General features: G+C 66.1%; 25 protein-coding genes. 14 read left to right on the top strand and 11 right to left on the bottom strand.

What is annotated here, in order from left to right; translation table 11 throughout:
* Positions 1 to 57: 57 nt before the first annotated feature.
* On the bottom strand, positions 58 to 1,554 hold the full coding sequence (locus tag B9Z03_RS09330) for an amidase (protein ID WP_085463959.1): 1,497 nt from the start codon (positions 1,552 to 1,554) through the stop codon (positions 58 to 60).
* 130 nt (positions 1,555 to 1,684) lie between these two features.
* On the opposite strand from B9Z03_RS09330, the gene B9Z03_RS09325 reads away from it, so the two are divergent.
* The 4 genes from B9Z03_RS09325 (at position 1,685) to msrB (ending at position 4,326) form a co-directional block, all read left to right on the top strand.
* Positions 1,685 to 2,224, top strand: a complete 540-nt coding sequence (locus tag B9Z03_RS09325) for a sigma-70 family RNA polymerase sigma factor (RefSeq protein WP_085467570.1) — start codon at positions 1,685 to 1,687, stop codon at positions 2,222 to 2,224.
* The gene (locus B9Z03_RS09320) at positions 2,221 to 2,943 is read left to right on the top strand and encodes an anti-sigma factor (RefSeq protein WP_139832211.1); all 723 of its coding nucleotides are present in this window, start codon (positions 2,221 to 2,223) and stop codon (positions 2,941 to 2,943) included. Before B9Z03_RS09325 ends, B9Z03_RS09320 begins: the two co-directional genes overlap by 4 nt.
* 129 nt (positions 2,944 to 3,072) lie before the next feature.
* Positions 3,073 to 3,630, top strand: coding sequence for a fasciclin domain-containing protein (locus B9Z03_RS09315; protein ID WP_085463957.1), 558 nt, complete (start codon positions 3,073 to 3,075; stop codon positions 3,628 to 3,630).
* Between the two features lie 198 nt (positions 3,631 to 3,828).
* The gene (msrB, locus tag B9Z03_RS09310) at positions 3,829 to 4,326 is read left to right on the top strand and encodes a peptide-methionine (R)-S-oxide reductase MsrB (protein WP_085463956.1); all 498 of its coding nucleotides are present in this window, start codon (positions 3,829 to 3,831) and stop codon (positions 4,324 to 4,326) included.
* Position 4,327: 1 nt separating this feature from the next.
* Here the strand turns inward: msrB and B9Z03_RS09305 are convergent, their stop codons facing one another.
* Genes B9Z03_RS09305 through yihA form a run of 5 tightly spaced genes read right to left on the bottom strand, consistent with a single transcriptional unit; the run spans position 4,328 to position 6,303 of the window.
* Positions 4,328 to 4,780 carry a PaaI family thioesterase gene (locus B9Z03_RS09305; protein ID WP_085463955.1) on the bottom strand — a complete coding sequence of 151 codons (453 nt, stop codon included), beginning with the start codon at positions 4,778 to 4,780 and terminating at the stop codon, positions 4,328 to 4,330.
* Positions 4,777 to 4,947, bottom strand: coding sequence for a hypothetical protein (locus B9Z03_RS29795; RefSeq protein ID WP_176247477.1), 171 nt, complete (start codon positions 4,945 to 4,947; stop codon positions 4,777 to 4,779). The genes B9Z03_RS09305 and B9Z03_RS29795 overlap by 4 nt, the downstream gene beginning before the upstream one ends.
* A gap of 41 nt (positions 4,948 to 4,988) precedes the next feature.
* Entirely contained in the window at positions 4,989 to 5,270 is a 282-nt protein-coding gene (locus tag B9Z03_RS09300; RefSeq protein ID WP_085463954.1) for a helix-turn-helix domain-containing protein, read from the bottom strand.
* Positions 5,267 to 5,596 (bottom strand): type II toxin-antitoxin system RelE/ParE family toxin, encoded by a 330-nt coding sequence (locus B9Z03_RS09295; protein WP_085463953.1) that lies wholly within the window; start codon positions 5,594 to 5,596, stop codon positions 5,267 to 5,269. The genes B9Z03_RS09300 and B9Z03_RS09295 overlap by 4 nt, the downstream gene beginning before the upstream one ends.
* 38 nt (positions 5,597 to 5,634) lie before the next feature.
* Positions 5,635 to 6,303, bottom strand: coding sequence for a ribosome biogenesis GTP-binding protein YihA/YsxC (gene yihA / locus B9Z03_RS09290; protein ID WP_432417030.1), 669 nt, complete (start codon positions 6,301 to 6,303; stop codon positions 5,635 to 5,637).
* A gap of 221 nt (positions 6,304 to 6,524) precedes the next feature.
* On the opposite strand from yihA, the gene B9Z03_RS09285 reads away from it, so the two are divergent.
* The gene (locus tag B9Z03_RS09285; protein ID WP_085463952.1) at positions 6,525 to 7,310 is read left to right on the top strand and encodes a phytanoyl-CoA dioxygenase family protein; all 786 of its coding nucleotides are present in this window, start codon (positions 6,525 to 6,527) and stop codon (positions 7,308 to 7,310) included.
* A 33-nt stretch (positions 7,311 to 7,343) separates the two neighbouring features.
* On the opposite strand, the gene B9Z03_RS09280 is transcribed toward B9Z03_RS09285, so the two are convergent.
* Positions 7,344 to 8,543, bottom strand: a complete 1,200-nt coding sequence (locus tag B9Z03_RS09280; protein WP_085463951.1) for an MFS transporter — start codon at positions 8,541 to 8,543, stop codon at positions 7,344 to 7,346.
* A gap of 230 nt (positions 8,544 to 8,773) precedes the next feature.
* Between B9Z03_RS09280 and B9Z03_RS09275 the strand changes: the two genes are divergently transcribed.
* A complete protein-coding gene (locus B9Z03_RS09275; RefSeq protein WP_244561703.1) occupies positions 8,774 to 10,300 on the top strand; it encodes a UxaA family hydrolase in 1,527 nt (508 codons plus the stop codon).
* A gap of 188 nt (positions 10,301 to 10,488) precedes the next feature.
* Positions 10,489 to 11,091 carry a hypothetical protein gene (locus B9Z03_RS09270; RefSeq protein WP_085463949.1) on the top strand — a complete coding sequence of 201 codons (603 nt, stop codon included), beginning with the start codon at positions 10,489 to 10,491 and terminating at the stop codon, positions 11,089 to 11,091.
* 416 nt (positions 11,092 to 11,507) lie between these two features.
* On the opposite strand, the gene B9Z03_RS09265 is transcribed toward B9Z03_RS09270, so the two are convergent.
* Positions 11,508 to 13,595 (bottom strand): ATP-dependent helicase, encoded by a 2,088-nt coding sequence (locus B9Z03_RS09265; RefSeq protein WP_085467568.1) that lies wholly within the window; start codon positions 13,593 to 13,595, stop codon positions 11,508 to 11,510.
* 44 nt (positions 13,596 to 13,639) lie between these two features.
* Positions 13,640 to 14,986, bottom strand: a complete 1,347-nt coding sequence (gene hemN / locus B9Z03_RS09260) for an oxygen-independent coproporphyrinogen III oxidase (protein ID WP_244561702.1) — start codon at positions 14,984 to 14,986, stop codon at positions 13,640 to 13,642.
* Positions 14,987 to 15,125: 139 nt separating this feature from the next.
* On the opposite strand from hemN, the gene B9Z03_RS09255 reads away from it, so the two are divergent.
* The 3 genes from B9Z03_RS09255 (at position 15,126) to map (ending at position 16,963) form a co-directional block, all read left to right on the top strand.
* Entirely contained in the window at positions 15,126 to 15,863 is a 738-nt protein-coding gene (locus B9Z03_RS09255) for a Crp/Fnr family transcriptional regulator (protein ID WP_085463947.1), read from the top strand.
* 108 nt (positions 15,864 to 15,971) lie between these two features.
* A complete protein-coding gene (locus B9Z03_RS09250; RefSeq protein ID WP_085463946.1) occupies positions 15,972 to 16,184 on the top strand; it encodes a ParD-like family protein in 213 nt (70 codons plus the stop codon).
* Complete coding sequence (gene map / locus B9Z03_RS09245) at positions 16,181 to 16,963, top strand: type I methionyl aminopeptidase (protein WP_085463945.1); 783 nt, start codon at positions 16,181 to 16,183, stop codon at positions 16,961 to 16,963. The genes B9Z03_RS09250 and map overlap by 4 nt, the downstream gene beginning before the upstream one ends.
* Here the strand turns inward: map and B9Z03_RS09240 are convergent.
* The gene (locus B9Z03_RS09240) at positions 16,960 to 17,478 is read right to left on the bottom strand and encodes a DUF2239 family protein (RefSeq protein ID WP_085463944.1); all 519 of its coding nucleotides are present in this window, start codon (positions 17,476 to 17,478) and stop codon (positions 16,960 to 16,962) included. The two genes, map and B9Z03_RS09240, sit on opposite strands and share 4 nt — an antisense overlap.
* A gap of 116 nt (positions 17,479 to 17,594) precedes the next feature.
* On the opposite strand from B9Z03_RS09240, the gene B9Z03_RS09235 reads away from it, so the two are divergent.
* On the top strand, positions 17,595 to 17,930 hold the full coding sequence (locus B9Z03_RS09235) for a GIY-YIG nuclease family protein (protein WP_085463943.1): 336 nt from the start codon (positions 17,595 to 17,597) through the stop codon (positions 17,928 to 17,930).
* Here the strand turns inward: B9Z03_RS09235 and B9Z03_RS09230 are convergent.
* Complete coding sequence (locus tag B9Z03_RS09230) at positions 17,913 to 18,449, bottom strand: hemerythrin domain-containing protein (protein WP_244561701.1); 537 nt, start codon at positions 18,447 to 18,449, stop codon at positions 17,913 to 17,915. The two genes, B9Z03_RS09235 and B9Z03_RS09230, sit on opposite strands and share 18 nt — an antisense overlap.
* 149 nt (positions 18,450 to 18,598) lie before the next feature.
* Between B9Z03_RS09230 and ccoN the strand changes: the two genes are divergently transcribed.
* Genes ccoN through B9Z03_RS09215 form a run of 3 tightly spaced genes read left to right on the top strand, consistent with a single transcriptional unit; the run spans position 18,599 to position 21,124 of the window.
* Positions 18,599 to 20,221, top strand: coding sequence for a cytochrome-c oxidase, cbb3-type subunit I (ccoN, locus tag B9Z03_RS09225; RefSeq protein WP_085463942.1), 1,623 nt, complete (start codon positions 18,599 to 18,601; stop codon positions 20,219 to 20,221).
* A gap of 9 nt (positions 20,222 to 20,230) precedes the next feature.
* Positions 20,231 to 20,962, top strand: a complete 732-nt coding sequence (ccoO, locus tag B9Z03_RS09220) for a cytochrome-c oxidase, cbb3-type subunit II (RefSeq protein WP_085463941.1) — start codon at positions 20,231 to 20,233, stop codon at positions 20,960 to 20,962.
* A 9-nt stretch (positions 20,963 to 20,971) separates the two neighbouring features.
* On the top strand, positions 20,972 to 21,124 hold the full coding sequence (locus B9Z03_RS09215) for a cbb3-type cytochrome c oxidase subunit 3 (RefSeq protein WP_085463940.1): 153 nt from the start codon (positions 20,972 to 20,974) through the stop codon (positions 21,122 to 21,124).
* The last annotated feature ends 1 nt before the right edge of the window (position 21,125 follow it).

Below are 21,125 nucleotides of genomic sequence, written 5' to 3'. Positions count from 1 at the left end.
AAGAATGCGACAGGTTCAAAGCCGGTGGCTGAATTTCTACCGCAAGGCGCCAAGGCATCAAGCCGGCACATGAAACGGCGCGCGGCGCTTGTCCCAGCCCGAAATCCGCTCCAACTGCCCGGCGAGGCTGTAGAGCGTCTCCTCGTCGCCGGGGCGGCCGGCAGCCTGCACGCCGAGTGGCAGGCCGGTCTCGGTCAGGTGCACCGGAAAGGCAATGGACGGCTGGCCGGAGACGTTCTGGATCGCCGGCCAGTGGGTGAACCAGAGGCTCTTGTCCAGAAGCTGGCCGAAAAACTGCGGGAACTTGAGCAGCCAGGTGAGCCGCAGCTTGTCGAGCAGGTTCTCGATGAGCTCATCCGCGCCCTTGGGGTTCATCGCGCCAACGGCGAGCGGCGGATGGGCGATGATCGGCATCAGCACGGCGTCGTATTTCGCCGTCTCGCTGATCAACTGCCGCGACGCCGCATGCAGGCGCTCCAGCCCCGCATAGATCTCGCCCGCGGTCCGCAGTTCGCCATATCGGCCCAGCACCCGCGAGGCGCGCTCGACATCGCCTGCGATGTCGCGGCCGTTGCGGACGCGCTCCATGCGCAGCAGGCCGGCCACGGCGGAGGCGACGCTGCCGGCGAAATCGGCCATGAACTGGCGGCCGATATAGGGCAGGTCGATCTCCTCGACCGAATGGCCGCCCTCGCGCGCCAGCGCCACCGCGGTGTCCAGCGCGGCGAGCGTCTCCTTCGAGATTTCCAGCCCGAGCGGGGAGCCGCGGTAGACGGCGAGCGTCAGCCTGCCTGGATCGCGCGCCGCGGCTGCCGCGAAGGTTCCCTTCGGCGGGCGCGCGGCGTAGGGCGCCAGCGGATCGGGTCCGTGCGTCAGATCGAGCAGCGCGGCGCTGTCGCGCACGGTGCGGCTCACCACATGGTCGACGACGAAGCCGTACCAGCTCTCTGTGACCAGCGGCGACAGCGGCACGCGGCCGCGCGAGGTCTTCATGCCGACGAGGCCGGTGCAGGCGGACGGCACGCGGATCGAGCCGCCGCCATCAGAGGCATGCGCGGCCGCGACCACGCCGGCTGCGACGATCGAGGACGATCCTCCGGACGAGCCGCCCGTCGTGTGCCCCGTGTTCCAGGGATTGCGGGTGACGCCGAACGCCGCCGATTCCGTCATCAACCTCAAACCGTATTCCGGCGAGGTGGTCGTCGCGATCGGGATCAGCCCGGCGGCGCGGTAGCGCTCGGTGAGGACGGAATCGAAGTCCGGCACGAACACCGGCGCGCGGCTGCCGGAATGGGTGATGACGCCTTTCTGCGCGATGCCCAGATCCTTGATGGCGAAAGGCACGCCGGCGAGAGGCGCGTCGCGGTCGACAGCCTTGGCTGCGGCGCGGGCCTGTTCGTATGTCTTCTCCGCCACGCAGTTGATCTGCGGATTGACCTTCTCCAGCCGGTTGATCGCGGCCTCGACCAGGTCGAAGGGCGATATATCGCCCTTCCGCACCAGTTCAGCCTGACCCACCGCGTCGTATTCCCACAGAACCTGCTCGGCTGACATGGCGCTCCCCCCTGTTCCCGCCGGAGGCTATCCGACCGGGCGAGACTTTGGCAATGAAGCGGCGGACATCCGCGCCGGACCGGCGCCGTCGCCCGTTGCAAATGTTCCGCGAAGCCCTAACTTGGCCGCGATGACGCCTCAGGACATCACCAAGCTGATCGTGCGCACCTCGATGAAGGATCGCACCGCCTTCGATCTGCTCTACCGGCAGACGAGCGCGAAACTCTTCGGCGTCTGCTTGCGTGTCTTGAACGATCGGGCCGAAGCCGAGGAAGCGCTGCAGGAGGTCTACGTCAAAATCTGGACGAAGGCCGACCGTTTCGCCGTCTCCGACCTGAGCCCGATCTCGTGGCTGGTGGCGGTGGCGCGCAACCACGCGATCGACCGCGTGCGGCAGAAGCGCCGGCCGGCGGAGGATCTGGACGAGGCGCTCGACATCGCCGACCCGGCGCCCGGCCCCGAGGCGCTGGCGATGGCAGGCGCCGAGCGCGAGCGGATCTTCTCCTGTCTGGACGAACTGGACAAGGACAAGGCCGCCGCCGTGCGCGGCGCCTACATTGCGGGCGAGAGCTATGCGGATCTCGCCGAGAGGTACAAAGTTCCGCTCAACACGATGCGCACCTGGCTGCGGCGCAGCCTCTTGAAACTCAGGGAATGCCTGGAACGATGAACGGCACCGACGACAGCGAGAGGGAACTCGGAGGCGACGACGCCGTCGCTGCCGAATACGTCCTCGGCACGCTCGGCGCCGAGGATCGCGCGGCTGCCGCGCGCCGCAACGAAGAAGATGCGGCCTTCGCGCGCCTGGTCGACCGCTGGGAAGTGACGCTCGCGCCGATGGGAGACGCCTACGCGCCGATAGAGCCTCCGGTCGCTGTGAAACAGGGGCTCGACCGCCGTCTCTTCGCGAATGCAGCCACGCCCACCACCGCAAAGGCCGGCCTCTGGCAGAGTCTCGCCTTCTGGCGCGGGCTGACGGTGGCAGCACTTGCGGCGCTGGCCCTCTACATCGCCCTCCCCCTCGTGTCGCCGCCGCCTCCGGTCGCTCCTGCCGGTCGGCTGGTCGCCTCGCTCGCCCCGCAGCAGAGCGACGTGCACTATTTTGTCGTCTACGACGCCCGAGCGAAGGACATCGGCCTGTCGCACGTGACGGGCGAGCGGGCATCCGACCGAGATTTCGAGCTCTGGGTGATCGAGAACAACCAGCCGCCGCAGTCGATCGGCGTCATCCCTGCCGGATCGAATGTGCATCTCGCCGTCTCGCGGGACCTCCAGCAGAAGATCGCCTCCGGCGCCGTCTTCGCCATCAGCCTCGAGCCCAAGGGCGGCTCCCCCACCGGCGCGCCAACCGGGCCGGTGGTCGCGGCGGGGGATTTGAGGGATATCTGAGACGGGCGCTCGACCGACGAATGATTCCGATCACGCGACCGTGACCACACATCCGCGAAACTCTGTCTCCCCTGCTTCCGTAGCTCCCTGCATCCCCACCACGGGGAATAACCCAAGGAGAGTCACGCCATGCGCAAGTTCACGTCTTCCGTTCTCGCCTCCGCTGTCGCCCTCGCCGCCCTTGCCGGCGCCGCCCATGCCGCCAATCCGATGGTCGGCGGCGCGCCGATGTATGCCGATAAGAACATCGTCGAGAACGCGGTCAATTCGAAGGACCACACCACGCTCGTCGCCGCGGTGAAGGCCGCCGGCCTGGTCGAGACGCTGCAGGGACCCGGCCCGTTCACGGTCTTCGCGCCGACCAACGAGGCCTTCGCCGCGCTGCCGGCCGGCACCGTCGACAACCTGCTCAAGCCCGAGAACAAGGAGATGCTCACCAAGGTGCTGACCTGCCACGTCGTGGCGGCTGACGCCATGTCGGACGCGATCGGCAAGATGATCAAGGACGACGGCGGCACGCATCCGGTCAAGACCGTCGGCGGCTGCACGCTGCAGGCCAAGATGGACGGCGACAAGATCACGCTCACCGACGAGACCGGCGGCGTAGCCACCGTCACGATCGCCGACGTCGACCAGTCCAACGGCGTCATCCACGTCATCGACAAGGTGCTCCTGCCGAAGATGTGATCCCCGTCGGCCGCGCGGGGCCTATCGCACCCCCGAGCGCCCGCGCGATCGTCCGGCGCTCCCCCTTCCGCGTCTGTCGCAGAGGGCGGAGCGCCGTCTTTCTTGAAACAGGTCCGTAAACAGGCGCGGGCGGCTCAAGCCGAGTTGATTTCGCCGTGACGGCCGCGCCAATGTAGAACGGGTCTGGAGGAGCACACCATGAACAGACGCGCTTTCCTGTATCTGTCCGCCGGCACAGCCGCGGTTCTCGCCAGCGGCGCGATGCTGCGTGGCCGCGGCGGCGCGGCAATCGCCGCCGAGTTCGAGATCACCAAGACCGACGCCGAATGGAAGGCGCAACTGCCGCCGGACGTCTATCAGGTGCTGCGCCACGAGGACACGGAGCCAGCCGGCACCAGCCCGCTCAACCACGAGAAGCGCAAGGGCCTATTCCACTGCGCCGGCTGCAACCTGCCGCTCTACTCGTCGGAGACGAAATACGAGTCCGGCAGCGGCTGGCCGAGTTTCTGGGAATCCCTGCCGGACGCGATCGGCACCCGCGAGGATCGCTCGTTCTTCATGGTCCGCACCGAATGCCATTGCCGACGCTGCGGCGGCCATCTCGGCCATATCTTCGACGACGGGCCGAAGCCCACCGGCATGCGCCACTGCATCAACGGCCTGGCGCTGACCTTCCACCCGGCGCAGGGCGCCTGACCTATTTGCGCTCCATGACGAGCAGCGACGAGGTCGCGGTGGCGTAGAGCGTGCCGGCGGCGTCGACCAGCCGCCCTTCCGAAAAGGCGGCGCGGCGGCCCATCTGGATCACCTTTCCCTCCGCGCGCACCGGGCCGGTGTTCGCGGTCATCGCCTTGAGATAGCTCACCTTCAGCTCGAGCGTCGTGTAGGCCTGCGCCGCACTCAGCTTCGTATGCACCGCGCAGCCGCAGGCGGAATCGAGCAGCGTCGCGGCATAGCCGCCATGCACCATGCCGATCGGGTTGTAGACATGCAGCCCCGGCGTTCCCTCGAAGACGACGAAGCCGTCCTCGATCACAGTCAGGCGGAACTCCATCGTCGTACCGATGCCGGCGCTCCTGCCCGAGGCCATGATGGCGCGCAACTGCTCGATGCCCGACAGTCCCGCGCCCAGTTGCTCGGAGAGATTCATGCGTCGTCCTTCCCTCTCGCCGGGCGCCGCCCGGTCTTCGCATAGGCTGGCAACTCTGCCGCCAGATGGTCGAACAGCAGCCGCACGCGCCTCGAATAGCGCAGGTCCTCATGCATCGCGAGCCACATGTCGAGGCTGAAGTGGAACAGGTCGGGCAGGACAGGCACGAGGTTCGGGTCGTGCGGCCACGCCGCGCTGGCGACCTCGATCAGGCGGCGTCGCGAACCTGAACTTCGACGTGCAGCCCGGCCGCCGCCACCATGTTGACGAGACTGTCGAGGGCGAAGAGGTTGATCTTGCCGCGCAGGAGATCGGACACTCGGGGCTGCGTCACGCCGAGTCGGCGCGCGGCCTCCGCCTGAGTCCAGTCCTTTGCCCGGATATGCTGTTCCAGCGCCATCATCAGCGTCGAACGGAGCTTCATGTTCTCGGCTTCGGCGGGCGTCTCCTCAAGGGCGTCCCATACGCTGTCGAACGTGTCCTTGCTCACCGGTTCAACTCCTTCAACAGGTCGCCATAACGTTTCGCCGCGAGATCCAGGTCGGCTTTGCTGGTCCTCTGTGTCTTCTTCTGGAAGCAATGCAGGACATGAATCGCATCAGAAAACTTGGCGACATATATGACTCGAAATGCGCCGGTTTCGTCCCGAACCCGGATCTCCTGTACGCCTTTCCCGATAGTCGGCATCGGCTTCCAGTCTGTTGGTTCCAGTCCCTTCTGAACCTTGTCGAGTTGATAACCCACTTCCCGGCGCGCGACGGTCGAGAAGGTCCGCAAGTCATCGAGAGCACTGCCGCGAAACCTCAGTGGCTTCATGAAAGATCATATACAAAATTTTGTATATGCTGGCAAGCTCACCCGCCGCTGGCCGCCAGCAGGATCGCGTCGCGCAGCTCCTGCATGCCCTCGCCCTTTTCCGACGACGTGGCGATCACCGTCGGGAAGGCGGCCGGGCGCTTGCGGATCCTCTCCAGCGTCTCCGCTACCAGCTTCGGCACGGCCGGCGGCTTGATCTTGTCGGTCTTGGTCAGCACGATCTGATACGATACCGCCGCCTTGTCGAGCAGCGACAGCACCTCGTCGTCGATGGCCTTCACCCCGTGGCGCGAATCGATCAGCACGTAGACGCGCTTCAGCGTCACGCGGCCCTTCAGATAGTCGAAGACCAGCTTGGTCCAGGCGTCCACCTGCGCCTTCGGCGCCTGCGCGAAGCCGTAGCCCGGCATGTCGACCAGCGCGATCGGCGGCAGGTCGGCGCCCTCGCCCGAATGGCCGTCCGGCACGAAATAGTTGAGCTCCTGCGTGCGCCCCGGCGTGTTCGAGGTGCGCGCCAACCCTTTCTGGCCGACCAGCGCATTGATCAGCGACGACTTGCCGACATTGGAGCGGCCGGCAAAGGCGATCTCGGGCGGCCCTTCCGGCGGCAGGAACTTCATCGCCGGCACGCCGCGGATGAACACCCACGGCCGCGCGAACAGCCCGTCTCCTCCCGCCAGTTCCGCCCTGTCCTGTGCCGTCACGATCGATGCTCCGTTGCGCCCGGCATCGGGTCTGGGCCGCGTCTTGTCAACCTCGGTGATGAAATCCCGTCCTTGCCAGCATGTCCTGCCCACCCTAGAATGTGCGCATGATGTTCATGTCCAGCTTCTTCCCGATCATCTGACCCGCGCTTGAGCCGGGGCGCGGCGACGCGCCGAGATGAATCGCCGGAGCCGCAAGGCGGTCTCCGAAGGAGAAGCATGGAATGCCTGCAATCAATCAGCAAGGCCCGGGCGCGGCCCAGGTCGAACACTTCATCGAACGCGGCTATCTGAGGCTCGACGGCGCATTCGGCGCCGATCTCGCCGCCGAGTGCCGCGACATCCTCTGGAAGGCAATGGGCCTGTCGCCGGACAAACCGGAGGGGTGGACCAGGCCGGTCGTCCGGCTTCCGTTCATGGCAGCGCCGCCCTTCGTGGCGGCGGCGAACACGCCAGCCCTGCACGCGGCCTACGACACGCTTGTCGGCGTCGACCGCTGGATCGCGCCGGCGGGCCTCGGAACCTTTCCGGTCCGCTTTCCCTCGCCCGAAGATCCCGGAGATTCGGGGTGGCACGTCGATGTGAGCTTCGGCACCGACGCTCCGGATTTCATGCAATGGCGGGTCAACATCAAGAGCCGCGGTCGGGCGCTGCTCATGCTGTTTCTGTTCTCGGACGTGACGGAGGCTGACGGCCCGACGAAGATACGGGCCGGATCGCATCTCGACATCGCACGGCAACTGCTGCCGCACGGCGAGGACGGCATGACCCTGGGCGAGTTGGCCGCTGACGGCTTCGCCTCGACGGCGCACTGCGACGAGGCGCTGGCGACCGGCGACGCTGGCACGGTCTATCTCTGCCATCCCTTCCTGGTGCACTCGGCCCAGCCCAACCGGGCCGGCCGTCCCCGCTTCATGGCGCAGCCGCCGCTTCTGCCTCGTGGCGAATTCGACCCCGCGCTGCCGCCGTCGCCGGTCCAGCTGGCGATCAGGCGAGCCTGCAACCTGTGAGCCTTGGCCGCCCGGGGTCCTGTCCTCGGGCGGCTACAGCCCTTTCGGCAGGTATGTCCACGTCAGCCAGCCGCAAAAGGCGAGGAAGAGGCCGAGCGTGGCGAACACGCCGCCGAGCCCGGCAAAGGCGAGCACCACGGAATAGACCAGCGGCGGCAGGAGTTCCGACAGGTCGAGATAGGTGCGGTAGACCGCCGACATCTGCGGCCGCTCGTGCACCCTGACCGCGCGCATGAAGACGGTCGAGCCGAGCGCGTCCAGCGCGATGACGAAGAAGGCCGTGAGAAGCAGGCAGCCGCCGGCCGCGAGCGGTGCGACCTCGCCGAACGCGGCGGCTGCGAACAGCGTCAGCGACGCCGCGGCGAAGGCGAAGGCCATGGTCGGCCGCGCGCCGAAGCGCCTGCCGGCCTTGCCCCAGAGCAGCGCGGAGAACAGCAGCGCGTTGCCGGCCGAGACCAGCATGCCGCCCGCGAGGCTGCCCTGCCCCGTCGACACCATCAGGATCGGACCATAGACGAAGAAAGTGGTCCAGAAGCACGAGCGGCCGAAGGCGATCGCCCAGGCGAGCCGCAGCCGTGGCTGCGCCAGGAAGCGGCCGATATTGGCGAGCGGATTCGTCGGCTTGGCCACGCCCGGCCGGATCGCCTTGTCGTCGCTCAGCCGGAAATACCAGAACAGAGCGAGCAGGATGGCGCAGAACACCACCACCACGCCGTAGGCCGCCCACAGGCCGAAATGGCTGTAGAGAAACACGCCGATCGTCGGGCCGCCGGTCCAGGCGAGCGTCGACCACGCCATGCGCATCGACTCGGCCTCGATGAACCTGGTCTTGGCGATATGGTCCATGATGTAGAGGTTGAGCGTGATCGACAGTGCGCTCGCGCCCATGACGCGGAACAGCATGCCGAGAAGCTGGCCGGCCAGCGTATCGGTCAGGAACATCGCCGCGCCGATGGCGAGCGAGACCACGCCGGCGGTGTAGACCCAGCGCCTCGCGAAGCGGACGATCAGCATCGGCATGAACAGCGTCACCGACAGCCCCGTCAGCGCCACGAAGGTGTAGAGCAGCGAGACGGCCTGCTTGTCGTGCAACAGCTCGTAGGCCTGGATCGGGATGACGCTGGCGACGGATGCGCGCGCGAAGGATTCCACCGCATAGAGCAGCGCAAAGGTGCTTGCCCCCGGCGCCCTGACGGCGGGAAGCCAGATCGGATGGCGGACTTGCGTCGACATGGCAGGACTGACCCGGAATCGCACCGGATGCTGGCAAGCCCGCCGCTGCGACTGTGTCGCGAAACCGACCTGCACGACGCCAAATGCGAAGCCAGCCGGCCTGCACGGATGGGCCAGAGGGTGGGAGCCCCCGCATGCGACCACCCTGCCGCTTGCGCGCGGCCGGCCCCCGCAATACCTTTCGAGGAAACTACCATACAAGTTTGCGGCGTCAGCCGAGGGAGCTCAGCGTGGACAGCAGAACAGCCAGGACCCTGCGGCTCGGGGCCGACGACAACGTGCTGATCGCCGTCGGGCGCATCGAGGCCGGCGAGATGGCCGCCGAGGGCATCGTCGCGCGCGCAAGAATTCCCTTCGGCCACAAGATCGCCAGCCGCGCGATCGGCAGGGACGAGCCGGTGCGCAAGTTCGGCCAGATCATCGGCTTCGCCAGCCAGCCGATCGAAAAAGGCGACTGGGTGCACGAGCACAATGTCGCCCTGCACGACTTCGAGCGCGACTACCAGTTCTGCGCCGACGCGCGGCCGGAAAACGTGCTGCCGGTCGAGGAGCAGGCGACCTTCCAGGGCTTCCGCCGCGAGAACGGCCGTGCCGGCACGCGCAACTATCTCGGCATCCTCACCAGCGTGAACTGCTCCGCCTCGGTCGCCCGCTTCATGGCCGAGGCGGCGGAACGGTCCGGCCTGCTCGACGCCTTTCCGAACGTCGACGGCGTCGTCTCGTTCACCCACGGCACCGGCTGCGGCATGGCCGGCTCCGGCGAAGGCTTCGATATCCTGCAGCGCACCCAATGGGGCTATGCCGGCAATCCCAATCTCGGCGCGGTGCTGCTGGTCGGGCTCGGCTGCGAGGTGTTCCAGATCGGTCGGATGAAATCGACCTACGGCATTTCGGAAGGCGACACCTTCCGCACCATGACCATCCAGGACACGGGCGGCACGAGGAAGACCATCGAGCAGGGCCTGGCGCGCATCCGGGAAATGCTGCCGGCGGTCAACGCCGCGCAGCGCGAGTCGCTGCCCGCCTCGCAGCTGACGCTGGCGCTGCAATGCGGCGGCTCGGACGGCTATTCCGGCATCACGGCCAATCCGGCGCTCGGCGTCGCGGCCGACATCCTGGTCAAGAACGGCGGCACCGCCATCCTGTCGGAGACGCCCGAGATCTATGGCGCCGAACACCTCCTCACCCGCCGCGCCCGCACCCGCGAGGTCGGCGAAAAGCTGGTCGAGCGCATCCACTGGTGGGAAGAATATACGGCCCGCCTTGGCGGCGAGATGAACAACAACCCCTCCCCCGGCAACAAGGCCGGCGGGCTGACCACCATCCTCGAAAAATCGCTGGGTGCGGCCGCCAAGGGCGGCTCGACCACGCTCAACGCCGTCTACGAATATGCCGAACCCGTCACCGAAAAAGGCTTCGTCTTCATGGACACGCCCGGCTACGACCCGGTCTCGGCGACCGGCCAGGTCGCCGGCGGCGCCAACATCATCTGCTTCACCACCGGCCGCGGCTCCGCCTATGGCTGCAAGCCCGCCCCTTCGATCAAGCTCGCCACCAACACGCCGATGTACGAGCGCATGGTGGACGACATGGACATCAACTGCGGCGACATTCTTGAAGGCGTCAGCGTGGCCGACAAGGGGCGGCAGATCTTCGAGGAAATCCTGGCGGTCGCATCCGGCAAGAAGTCGAAATCGGAAGAACTCGGCTACGGCGACAACGAGTTCGTGCCCTGGCAGATCGGGGCGGTGATGTAGGGGAGTGTGAAGACTGTAATCCCCCGTCGAGCAAATCTTCTCCCATTTACTCTAAAGGAAACGATGAGAAGGTGTGCTAATATATCTAATTCTGCAAATGATACCGGTGAGTCAATCCGCCGCACTTCATTAAGGCTTCATTAACCAACTTATCGCGTCATGCTCTCTGTTCAGACGGGGAGCGAATCATGGACGCAACGTATCATCTGAACGGCGGGTTCAAGCCTACAATGAAGCGCTTCGCCGACTTGGCGGGCCCAGACTACTTCCCCACTCCAGCTTGGGCCACATACGCTCTAATGGACAACGAGCGGTTCGAAGGCGAGATTTGGGAGTGTGCATGTGGTGATGGCGCAATGTCGCGTATCCTCAAAACAAAAGGCAACGTAGTTCGTAGCTCCGACCTTTTCGACCGCGGCTTCGGCACGATTGGGATAGATTTCACAACCGCTCAAACGCCCGCAGATAATATTGTTACTAATCCGCCTTATAATAGTGCCGAGGCTTTTGTGCGATCCGGTGTGACGCTCGCACGTTGCAAGTTCGCATTACTTCTGCGCCTTGCCTTCTTAGAAGGAGCAAACCGTTCGCGAACAATTTTTGCAGAGTGCCCACCTTCGCGAGTGTGGGTTTTTAGCGAGAGGATAACTTTCTATCCTGCGGGAGCGGCACAGGCCGGCTCTGGTACAACAGCTTACGCTTGGTTCGTCTGGGACAAGACCGCACCCGCTGGAACCGAGTTGAAATGGCTCAAACCCGGCTACAAGACTGAATACGCTAAATCATCTTGAAGCCGCCCTTAATCGGGATCAAGTGACCATCATATATTAGATTGCCGGGCTGATCCTTGTGAGACTTTATGTTCCGAACGATTTGAGAGAAACGGTCATCGTTCCGGCCTTCTAGTTGTTCTTCGTCCTCACCGCTAAGTGGAACGACCTTTCGTAGCTCGGCTATTAGCTTAGTCGTGCTAATTTCTCGGTTTGGCTCGTTCTTGATAATGTCGAGCACCACATTTCTTATATCGTGCTCGCCTATCCTTCCAAATTTCCTTCCCACATCACCCTCCCAGGTTAAATCAATTTTAAGATGACTCCAACCTGAGGAATAGGCAACCACGCACTTAAAGATTGATTATCCTTCTTATCTGCTACTCGCTGGATAAATCTTCCGACGCTCAAACATGATATATCAGCAAGCTAGCAATTTACCGCCAAATCCCCCGCATCTTCGCCTTCAGGTCCACCCGCACGTCCGGCTGCGGCCCCCGCCCCTGTGCGGCGGACGGCGGCGGCCAGGCTGAACGTGTGAACTGCCCGAGGATATGATCCGGAATGAACCGCGTGCGCGCGGCGTAGACGTGGCGGTCGCCGCGCGCGGCCTGGCCGTGTACGAAGAAGCGCTGCGGAGCGACCAGCGACAGCGAATCCTTGGCCCGCGTCATCGCGACATAGAGCAGCCGCCGCTCCTCCTCGATCTCCTCCTTCTCGCCCACCGCGAGGTCGATCGGGATGCAGCCGTCGACCGCATTGAGCACGAACACCTTGGTCCATTCCTGCCCCTTGGCCGAATGGATGGTCGACAGGATGAGATAATCGTCGTCGAGATGCGGCGGCCCCGCCTCGTCGCTCACGGCATCCGGCGGGTCGAGGGTAAGGTCGGTGAGGAAACGTTCGCGCGAGGGATAGCCGGCCGCGATCTGCTCCAGCTGCAACAGGTCGGCGCGGCGCACCGCCGCGTCCTCGTGGGTACGCTCCAGATGCGGCTCGTACCAGAGGCGGGCGCGCTCCAGGTCGGCCGGCCAGGCCGGCTTCTGGCGCAGCCCTGAAAACAGCGCCGCGAAGTCCGGCCAGTCGGTCTCGGCGCGGGCGGGCGGGCGGAAGAACTGCAGCCCCAGCGCCGGGTCGAGCGCGCGCTCCATCGCCTCCATCGCATTCGCCGCCGCCGACGGGCCGATGCCCGGCATCAGCTGCAGCACGCGGAAGCCGGCGACGCGGTCGCGCGGATTCTCGGCGAAGCGCAGCACCGCCAGCATGTCCTTCACATGCGCGGAATCGAGGAACTTCAGCCCGCCGAACTTCACGAACGGGATGTTGCGCCGCGTCAGCTCCACCTCGAGCGGGCCGGAATGGTGCGCGGCGCGGAACAGCACCGCCTGGCTCTTGAGGGCGATGCCTTCCTCCCGCGCTTCCAAAATCTTGTCGCAGACGAAAGTCGCCTGCCCCGCCTCGTCGCGCACGGTGACGATCGCCGGCTTCTCGGCCGAGCGGCGGTCCGTCCACAGCGTCTTGGCGAACCGCTCCGGCGCCTCGCCGATCACCGCATTGGCGGCCGACAGGATCGCGTCGGTGGAGCGGTAGTTGCGGTCGAGCGTGACGACGCCCGCCGGCTCGGGAAACAGGTTCGGGAAGTCGAGGATGTTGCGTACCTCCGCCGCGCGGAAGGAATAGATCGACTGCGCGTCGTCGCCCACCACCGTCAGCCCGCGCCCGTCCGGCTTCATCGCGGTCAGGATCGCCGCCTGCAGCCGGTTGGTGTCCTGGTATTCGTCCACCAGCACGTGGTCGAAGCGGGAGCCCAGATGCTCGGCGATCGCCGGCTCGGCGCACATCTGCGCCCACCAGAGCAACAGGTCGTCATAGTCGAGCACGTTCTGCGCCTGCTTGGCGTCGACATAGGCCGCAAACAGCTGCTTCAGCTCCACCGCCCAGCCGGCGCACCACGGGAAGTATTTCCCCAGCACCGGCTCCAACTCGGCCTGGCCGTTGACCGTGCGGGAATAGATCGACAGGCATGTGCCCTTGGCCGGAAACCGGCTCTCGGTCTTCGACAGGCCGAGATCATGCCGCACCAGGTTCATCAGGTCGGCCGAATCCTCGCGGTCGTGGATGGTAAAGGCCGCGTCGAGCCCGATCTCCAGCGCATAGTCGCGCAACAGCCGCGCGCCGACGGAATGGAACGTGCCGGCCCAGGTCAGCCCCTCGGTCAGCGCCTTCGCCCGGTCGCCCATCACCTCCGCGGCGATCCGCTCCACACGCTTGCTCATCTCGCCTGCCGCCCGGCGCGAGAAGGTCATCAGCAGGATGCGGCGCGGGTCGGCGCCCTTGACGATCAGGTGCGCAACGCGGTGCGCCAGCGTGTTGGTCTTGCCCGATCCGGCGCCCGCGATGATCAGCAGGGGCGACGCCACGCCGCCGTCGCCATGTTCCACCGCCAGGCGCTGCCCGTCGTTGAGGCGGGACAGATAGTCCTTCGCCGGAGCGGCGGCGGTCGAATCACGGACGGCAAGGTTCATGCCGCCATGAAGCATCGTTCATGGCTTGTTCGCAACGCGTCCAGCTAAACCGCCAGCGAATGCCGCGCCGTGCCGCGCGCGAGATAGGCGTCGAAGCGCGCGGCGATCGTGCGCACATAGGGCCGCGCACCGGCGGGGACGACGTAGCTGCCGCCCTTCTCGCGCAGCGCGTCGCGGTCGGTCTGCGCTATGACCGCCGCTTCCGACAGCACCGGCGCGCAGGCCCGGCCGAAGCGCGCCAGCGCCTCTTCCGGCGAGAAGCCGAAATCGCACATCAGCCGCTCGATCACCCAGGAGCGCACCCTGTCGTCCTCCGACAGCTCGACGCCGCGGGCGATCGCCATGTGGCCGGTGTCGACCCGGCGCTGGTAGTCCATGGTGGAGGCGATGTTCTGCGCATAGCCCTGGCGGTAGCGGCTGATCGAGGAGGGTCCGAGCCCGATCAGCGTCTCGCAGGGATCGTCCGTATAGCCCTGGAAGTTGCGGTGCAGCCGGCCGGCGTCCGCCGCCCGCGTCAGGCTGTCGGACGGCAGCGCGAAATGGTCGATGCCGATCGCCGCGTAGCCGGCCTCCATCACCAGCCGCGCGGCGGCCAGCGACTGCTCCAGCCGCGCCGCGCCATCCGGAAGCACTGTTTCGTCGATCATCGTCTGGTGCTTCTTGAACCAGGGCACGTGCGCATAGCCGAACAGCGCGATCCGGTCGGGCCTGAGCGTCAGCGCCTGGCCGACCGTGGCCATGACGCTGTCGACCGTCTGGTGCGGCAGGCCGTAGATGAGGTCGAGATTGAGCGAGCCGACGCCGCGGTTGCGCAACCCTTCCACGACCGCGCGCGTCAGCTCGAACGACTGTTCGCGGTTGATCGCGCGCTGCACCCTGGGATCGAAGTCCTGCACGCCGAGGCTGGCGCGGGTCAGTCCGGCGCCGGCCATCACGTCCAGCTTCTCGTCCGTCATGTCGTTGGGGTCGATCTCGACCGACAGCTCGGCCGTGTCGGCGCCGTTGAAGCCGGCCCTGATGCGGGCCATCAGCTCGCGGAAGTCGGCGGGCGCCAGCATGGTCGGCGAGCCGCCGCCGAAATGGATCGCGGCGATGCGGGTGCGCGTGCCGATGCCCGCCGCGACGGTCTCGATCTCGGCATGCAGCGAGCGCAGGAAGCGGGACACCGGCTCGTAGCGCAGCGTCTGCTTGGTGTGGCAGGCACAGAACCAGCAGAGCCGGTCGCAAAACGGGATGTGGAGATAGAGCGACACCGCGTCGCCGTCGGGGATCGCGTCGATCCAGCGCGTCACCGCCTCCTCGTCGATGCCGGGGTGGAAATGCGGCGCTGTCGGATAGCTGGTGTAACGCGGCGCGGTCTCGGCAAGGCGACTGGTCTGGGCGAAAGTCACGTCCTGATCCTCTGTTCGCCTGCAAGATGCACCATTTGCCCGCTCTGCACGTTGACGTGGATCAAGGTTCGGAAGGGTCTGACAGTCTGCCGCAGCGCGAAAGACGCACCGAGGTGTTAACTCAAGGGGCGAGGCGATGATGGGCACGCAGAACCTGAGAAAAGACGTACACACCGACGGAACGCCCGTGCTCTGTCTGTCCTGCGAGGCGCGGCACCGCGGCATCTGCGGCGCGCTGACGCCCGAGCAGCTCACCGCGCTGTCGAAGACCTCGTGGAAGCACAAGGCCGCCGAGGGCCAGGAGCTCGTCGCCGACGCCGAGCGGATCGAGAGCTATTCGAACATCCTGTCCGGCGTGGTGAAGCTCACCAAGACGCTCGCCGACGGACGGCAGCAGATCGTCGGCCTGCAGTTCGCGCCCGACTTCCTCGGCCGTCCCTTCAAGGCGGAGAGCCGCATCACCGCCGAGGCGGCGACGCCGGTGCAGCTGTGCTCCTTCCCCAGGTCCACGATCGACAGGATGATCCGGGAATCGCCAGGCCTTGAGCACAAGCTGCTCGAACAGACGCTGAAGGAGCTCGACGAGGCGCGCGACTGGATGGTCACGCTCGGCCGCAAGACCGCCGCCGAGAAGGTCGCGAGCTACCTCCTGATGATCGCGCGCCACATCGACCCGTCCGCCGAGCCGGACGAGGCGTCGGCGACCTTCGACCTGCCGATGACGCGCGCCGACATCGCCGACTTCCTCGGGCTCACCATCGAGACGGTCAGCCGGCAGATCACCAAGCTCCGCACCGATGGCGTGATCGTCATCGAGAACAACCGCCATGTCGTCGTGCCGGACCTCGAACGGCTCGAGATCCGCGCCGGAAGCTGAGCGGCGGGCCACTCCGCGCGGGATACCAAGCCAAGCCGAACGCCCTCTTGGCATCTCCCTATACGACCTATATACGCTTCATATACGAACCATATATGGAGCGCCCCGATGGGCATCGTGAACATAGACGACGATCTGCACGATCAGCTTCGACGCGCGAGCAAGGTGTCGTGCCGCTCGATCAATGCGCAGGCGGTCTACTGGATCAGGATCGGCATGCTGTGCGAGACCAATCCGACGCTCAGCTTCGGCGAGATCATCGCCCGCGAGCTCAGTTCCGCCGGCGTGTCGGCACAGTCGCTGGCGGTCGGCGAAGCATGACCAAGCAGCCGCGAGAACTGGCGCTGCTGGCCGAATCCGGCCGGTTGCTCGCCTCCGTCTTCGAACTGCTGGACCGGACCCCGCTCGCCGGCCTGTCGACACTCGACGTCAACGACATGGTCGAGCATTTCATCGTCCACGACCTTCAGGCCCGCCCCGCGAGCAAGGGCCAGTACGGCTACGGCTTCGTGCTGAATTCCTCGCTGAACGAGGTGGTCTGCCACGGCGTGCCGTCGAAGACGGACGTGCTGCGCGACGGCGACATCGTCAATTTCGACATCACGCTGGAAAAGAACGGCTACATTGCCGATTCCAGCAAGACCTATCTCGTCGGCGAGGTGAACCCGGCGGCAAGGAAGCTGGTCCAGACCACCTACGAGGCGATGTGGCTGGGCATCCGCGCGGTCCGCCCCGGCGCGCGGCTCGGCGACATCGGCTGGGCGATCGAACGGCACGCCAAGAAGAACGGCTATTCCGTGGTGCACGAATATTGCGGCCACGGCATCGGTCGCCAGATGCACGAGGAGCCGCAAGTCGTGCACTTCGGCAGGCCGGGAACCGGGCTGACGCTGCGCGAAGGCATGGTCTTCACCATCGAGCCGATGCTCAACCGCGGCCGCCGCAGCGTCAGGACCGAGGCCGACGGCTGGACCGTCGTGACGCGGGACGGGACCCTGTCCGCCCAGTTCGAGCACACCGTCGCCGTCACCGCCTCCGGCGTATCTGTGCTGACGCTGCGCGCCGGCGAACCGGGAGCAGCGATGCGTTCGGCGGCTTAGCCGACCGCCGCCACCCGCTGCACGAAATCCCGGATGTCGGGCGGCCACGCTCCGGTCAGCTCCCGAAACCGCTCTGCCTCCCCCGCATAGAGCGCCCGCACCGCCTCCTCGTAGCCCGGCCGGTCGCCGGCGAGCGTGGTCATGGCGCGGTAGGCGGCCTCGCGCGCGATATGCGCGGCCTGGGCGTCCGACCGGCGCGCCTCCTCGACCAAGCGCCTGAGCGTCACCGAAGCGCCGCCCGGCTGGGCGGCCAGCCAGTCCCAGTGGCGGGGCAGCAGCGTCACCTCCCGCGCCGAGACGCCGAGCTTCGGCCGGCCTCGCCCGCGCGGCGGCTGCGCGGCCTCTTCGCGCAGGTCGATGTCCACCACGCGGCCGTCGGCCTCGTCCAGGGCAAGGAAGATCCTGCCGGGATCGGACCGCAGCGCGGCGCGGACCCAGCGGCCCGCCTCGTCGGCCGGGCCGGAGAAAGCGACCCCGTCGCCCTCGAAAACCGTCAGTCTCTGGCTGTCGTCCATGTTCGTCTCCTGCCGCCTTCTAACGGCCGGGATTTGGCGTGTCAAATTTTATCCGGGTAATATTGACAGTTTCCTCGGCTCCCCCTATCTGCCGCCGCAGGAAAAGGAGTTCTGTCATGGAACGCGAAGCCAGGCGCGCCGCGGTCGCGGCCTACAAGAAGCGGGAAAGCGTCGCCGCCATCTATGTCGTGCGCTCGGCCGGCTCGGGCGAGGCATGGGTCGGGCACACGCCCGACATCGACACGATCCGCAACCGCATCTGGTTCACGCTGCGCGCCGGCGGCCATATGAACAAGGCGCTGCAGGCCGCGTGGACCCGCGACGGCGAGGATGCCTTCTCGCTCGAACCGCTGGAACTGGTGGACGACGACACGCTCGGCTTCACCGCCGACAAGGTGTTGCGCGCCAAGGCGGCCGAATGGCGGGACAAGCTCTCAGCCGGCGCGGTCTAAGCTTGGGCTTTCGAGCCGGCCGATCGCGGGCATGATGTGCTCGCGCTCGAAGGCGACATGGCGGCGCATCGCCTCGAACAGCGCCCGCAGCATGAAGCCGAGCGCTTCCGGGTTGCCGATCTCGCCGCCATGGCCGACCCGCAGCAGTTCCTCGGACACGTCGGCCGCCGCGCATTCGTCGGCCAGGTGCTCGGCCTTCAGCCGCGCCACCGAGCCCGCCCGGCCCGGCACGGCGGACGCCGTCTCGAAGACGGGGAAGATCCTGCTTTCCTCGAAGGCATGGCTGCGGCGGATCGCCGGCGCCAGGATCGCGCCGACGCGCAGGCATTCGAAGCGGTCGACCTGTCCGGGCAGTGAATCGGCGATCGCCTCCAGCGCGTCGCACAGCGCCAGCTTCTCGTCATGGATATGCGAGACGTCCTCGCACGGCATGGCCTGATCGGGCACGCAGGCGGCCGACAGAGGGCAGGCGGGCGACACGCCGCATGCCTCGGCAGGCTTCGACCTCGTGATGTTCATCGCGGACTCCGGCTGATGCAGGCGATGGCCGGACTGTGCAGCGCGTCCGGTGGCGCAACCTTGACATGGATCAAGGCATCGTCCGCCGCTCCGCGCGATGAGGCTCCCGAAGCATGGGCTCGTCCCATGCGTTAAGCCGGGGACCTTCCATGAGATACGGACCACACATCATCGGCGTCGGGCTCTTCGCCTTCGTCGCGCTGCTCGGCGCGGCTTTCGCCACCGACAATCTTTTCGCGCAACACATGTGGGTGCTGTTCTTCGTGCTCGGCGCGAGCACGATCGTGCTGATGCGCACGACCGCGCTTTCGCCGGCCGCGCCCGCCGATCCTTCAGCCTATCTGGACGGGCCGATCCGCTACGGCGCGATCGCCACCATGTTCTGGGGCGTGGTGGGCTTTCTGGTCGGCGTCGTCGTGGCGCTGCAGCTCGCCTATCCGGATCTCAACATCGAGCCCTGGTTCAACTTCGGCCGGATGCGGCCGCTGCACACGTCGGCGGTCATCTTCGCCTTCGGCGGCAACGCGCTCATCGCCACCTCCTTCTACGTCGTGCAGCGCACCAGCCGCGCGCGCCTGTTCGGCGGCGACCTCGCCTGGTTCGTGTTCTGGGGCTACCAGCTCTTCATCGTCATGGCGGCCACCGGCTACCTGCTCGGCATCACGCAGAGCCGCGAATATGCCGAGCCCGAATGGTATGTCGACCTCTGGCTGACGATCGTCTGGGTCGCCTATCTCGTCGTGTTCCTCGGCACGATCCTGAAGCGCAAGGAACCGCATATCTACGTCGCCAACTGGTTCTACCTGTCCTTCATCGTGACGATCGCGATGCTGCATGTGGTGAACAACCTGGCGGTGCCGGTCTCGATCACGGGCATCAAGAGCTACTCGGCCTTCTCGGGCGTGCAGGATGCGCTGACCCAGTGGTGGTACGGCCACAACGCGGTCGGCTTCTTCCTCACCGCCGGCTTCCTCGGCATGATGTACTACTTCGTGCCGAAGCAGGCCAACCGCCCGGTCTATTCCTACCGGCTGTCGATCATCCACTTCTGGGCGCTGATCTTCCTCTACATCTGGGCCGGCCCGCATCACCTGCACTACACGGCTCTGCCCGACTGGGCGCAGACGCTCGGCATGGTGTTCTCGATCATGCTGTGGATGCCCTCGTGGGGCGGCATGATCAACGGCCTGATGACGCTCTCGGGCGCCTGGGACAAGATCCGCACCGATCCGATCATCCGCATGATGGTGATGGCGATCGCCTTCTACGGCATGTCGACCTTCGAGGGTCCGGTGATGTCGATCAAGGCGGTCAACTCGCTGAGCCACTACACCGACTGGACCATCGGCCACGTGCATTCCGGTGCGCTCGGCTGGGTCGGCCTGATCTCCTTCGCCGCCATCTACTACATGGTGCCGAAGCTGTGGAACCGCGAGCGGCTCTACTCGGTCCGCATGGTGACGTGGCACTTCTGGCTCGCCACCCTCGGCATCGTGGTCTACGCGGCCGTGATGTGGGTGTCGGGCATCATGCAGGGCCTGATGTGGCGCGAATACGACGATCAGGGCTTCCTGGTCTACTCCTTCGCCGAGACGGTCGCGGCCATGCATCCATACTACGTCATGCGTGCGCTCGGCGGCGTCCTCTACCTCACCGGCGCGCTGATCATGGCTTTCAACATCACGATGACCATCCTCGGTCGTCAGCGCGAGGAAGAGCCGATCGGCGGCAGCGCCGCCTCCCCCGCGCCTGCCCTCCAGCCTGCCGAATAGGAGCCGACCATGGCACTGATTGACAAGCACGCCATCCTTGAGAAGAACGCGACCCTCCTCCTCGTGGGTTCTCTCCTGGTGGTCACCGTCGGCGGCATCGTCGAGATCGCCCCGCTCTTCTACCTCGAGAACACGATCGAGAAGGTGGAGGGGATGCGGCCCTACTCGCCGCTGGAGCTTACCGGGCGCAACATCTACATCCGCGAGGGCTGCTACGTCTGCCACTCGCAGATGATCCGCCCCTTCCGCGACGAGGTCGAGCGCTACGGCCATTACAGCCTGGCCGCGGAATCGATGTACGACCATCCGTTCCAGTGGGGCTCCAAGCGCTCCGGCCCGGACCTTGCCCGTGTCGGCGACCGCTACTCGAACGAGTGGCACGTCCAGCACCTGACCGAACCGCGCTCGGTCGTGCCGGAATCGATCATGCCGAGCTATTCGTTCCTGTCCTCGGTGACGATCGAACCGTCGCAGATCTCGACGCATCTGGTGGCCAACACCCGCGTCGGCGTGCCGTACACCGAAGCCATGATCGAAAACGCCCAGGCGGACCTCCTCGCCCAGTCCGATCCCAACGCGGACACGTCCGCGCTGCTGGAGCGGTATCCGAAGGCGAAGGTGGGCGATTTCGACGGCAATCCCGGCGCGGTGACCGAGATGGACGCGCTGGTCGCCTATCTCCAGATGCTCGGCACGCTGGTCGACTTCTCGACCTACGACGACACCGCCGGCGCGCGATAGGAGGCGATCATGGAAACCTACACCGTGATGCGCGAATTCGCCGACAGCTGGGCGCTCGCCGCGATGACCGTCTTCTTCATCGGCGTGATCCTCTTCGCGTTCCGCCCCGGCAGCCGCAAGGCCTCCGAGGAAGCGGCGCAAATTCCTCTCAAGGACGACTGAC

The sequence above is a fragment of the Mesorhizobium australicum genome (genome assembly GCF_900177325.1).
In the GTDB taxonomy this organism is placed as follows: Bacteria; Pseudomonadota; Alphaproteobacteria; order Rhizobiales; family Rhizobiaceae; genus Mesorhizobium_A; species Mesorhizobium_A australicum_A.
Note: the sequence above shows the minus strand (reverse complement) of the source record. Positions and strands in the feature narration are given on the sequence as shown.

What these genes read in the sequence shown, in the direction of transcription:
- map (WP_085463945.1), top strand. Translation starts at nt 16,181, where the DNA reads ATGACCAAGCAGCCGCGAGAACTGGCGCTGCTGGCCGAATCCGGCCGG.
- B9Z03_RS09250 (WP_085463946.1), top strand. Translation starts at nt 15,972, where the DNA reads ATGGGCATCGTGAACATAGACGACGATCTGCACGATCAGCTTCGACGC.
- B9Z03_RS09240 (WP_085463944.1), bottom strand. Translation starts at nt 17,478, where the DNA reads ATGGACGACAGCCAGAGACTGACGGTTTTCGAGGGCGACGGGGTCGCT.
- B9Z03_RS09270 (WP_085463949.1), top strand. Translation starts at nt 10,489, where the DNA reads ATGGACGCAACGTATCATCTGAACGGCGGGTTCAAGCCTACAATGAAG.
- B9Z03_RS09305 (WP_085463955.1), bottom strand. Translation starts at nt 4,780, where the DNA reads ATGAATCTCTCCGAGCAACTGGGCGCGGGACTGTCGGGCATCGAGCAG.
- B9Z03_RS09295 (WP_085463953.1), bottom strand. Translation starts at nt 5,596, where the DNA reads ATGAAGCCACTGAGGTTTCGCGGCAGTGCTCTCGATGACTTGCGGACC.
- B9Z03_RS09330 (WP_085463959.1), bottom strand. Translation starts at nt 1,554, where the DNA reads ATGTCAGCCGAGCAGGTTCTGTGGGAATACGACGCGGTGGGTCAGGCT.
- B9Z03_RS09315 (WP_085463957.1), top strand. Translation starts at nt 3,073, where the DNA reads ATGCGCAAGTTCACGTCTTCCGTTCTCGCCTCCGCTGTCGCCCTCGCC.
- B9Z03_RS09265 (WP_085467568.1), bottom strand. Translation starts at nt 13,595, where the DNA reads ATGAACCTTGCCGTCCGTGATTCGACCGCCGCCGCTCCGGCGAAGGAC.
- ccoO (WP_085463941.1), top strand. Translation starts at nt 20,231, where the DNA reads ATGGCACTGATTGACAAGCACGCCATCCTTGAGAAGAACGCGACCCTC.
- B9Z03_RS09285 (WP_085463952.1), top strand. Translation starts at nt 6,525, where the DNA reads ATGCCTGCAATCAATCAGCAAGGCCCGGGCGCGGCCCAGGTCGAACAC.
- B9Z03_RS09320 (WP_139832211.1), top strand. Translation starts at nt 2,221, where the DNA reads ATGAACGGCACCGACGACAGCGAGAGGGAACTCGGAGGCGACGACGCC.
- B9Z03_RS09230 (WP_244561701.1), bottom strand. Translation starts at nt 18,449, where the DNA reads ATGAACATCACGAGGTCGAAGCCTGCCGAGGCATGCGGCGTGTCGCCC.
- B9Z03_RS09325 (WP_085467570.1), top strand. Translation starts at nt 1,685, where the DNA reads ATGACGCCTCAGGACATCACCAAGCTGATCGTGCGCACCTCGATGAAG.
- B9Z03_RS09280 (WP_085463951.1), bottom strand. Translation starts at nt 8,543, where the DNA reads ATGTCGACGCAAGTCCGCCATCCGATCTGGCTTCCCGCCGTCAGGGCG.
- msrB (WP_085463956.1), top strand. Translation starts at nt 3,829, where the DNA reads ATGAACAGACGCGCTTTCCTGTATCTGTCCGCCGGCACAGCCGCGGTT.
- B9Z03_RS09235 (WP_085463943.1), top strand. Translation starts at nt 17,595, where the DNA reads ATGGAACGCGAAGCCAGGCGCGCCGCGGTCGCGGCCTACAAGAAGCGG.
- B9Z03_RS09215 (WP_085463940.1), top strand. Translation starts at nt 20,972, where the DNA reads ATGGAAACCTACACCGTGATGCGCGAATTCGCCGACAGCTGGGCGCTC.
- B9Z03_RS09255 (WP_085463947.1), top strand. Translation starts at nt 15,126, where the DNA reads ATGGGCACGCAGAACCTGAGAAAAGACGTACACACCGACGGAACGCCC.
- ccoN (WP_085463942.1), top strand. Translation starts at nt 18,599, where the DNA reads ATGAGATACGGACCACACATCATCGGCGTCGGGCTCTTCGCCTTCGTC.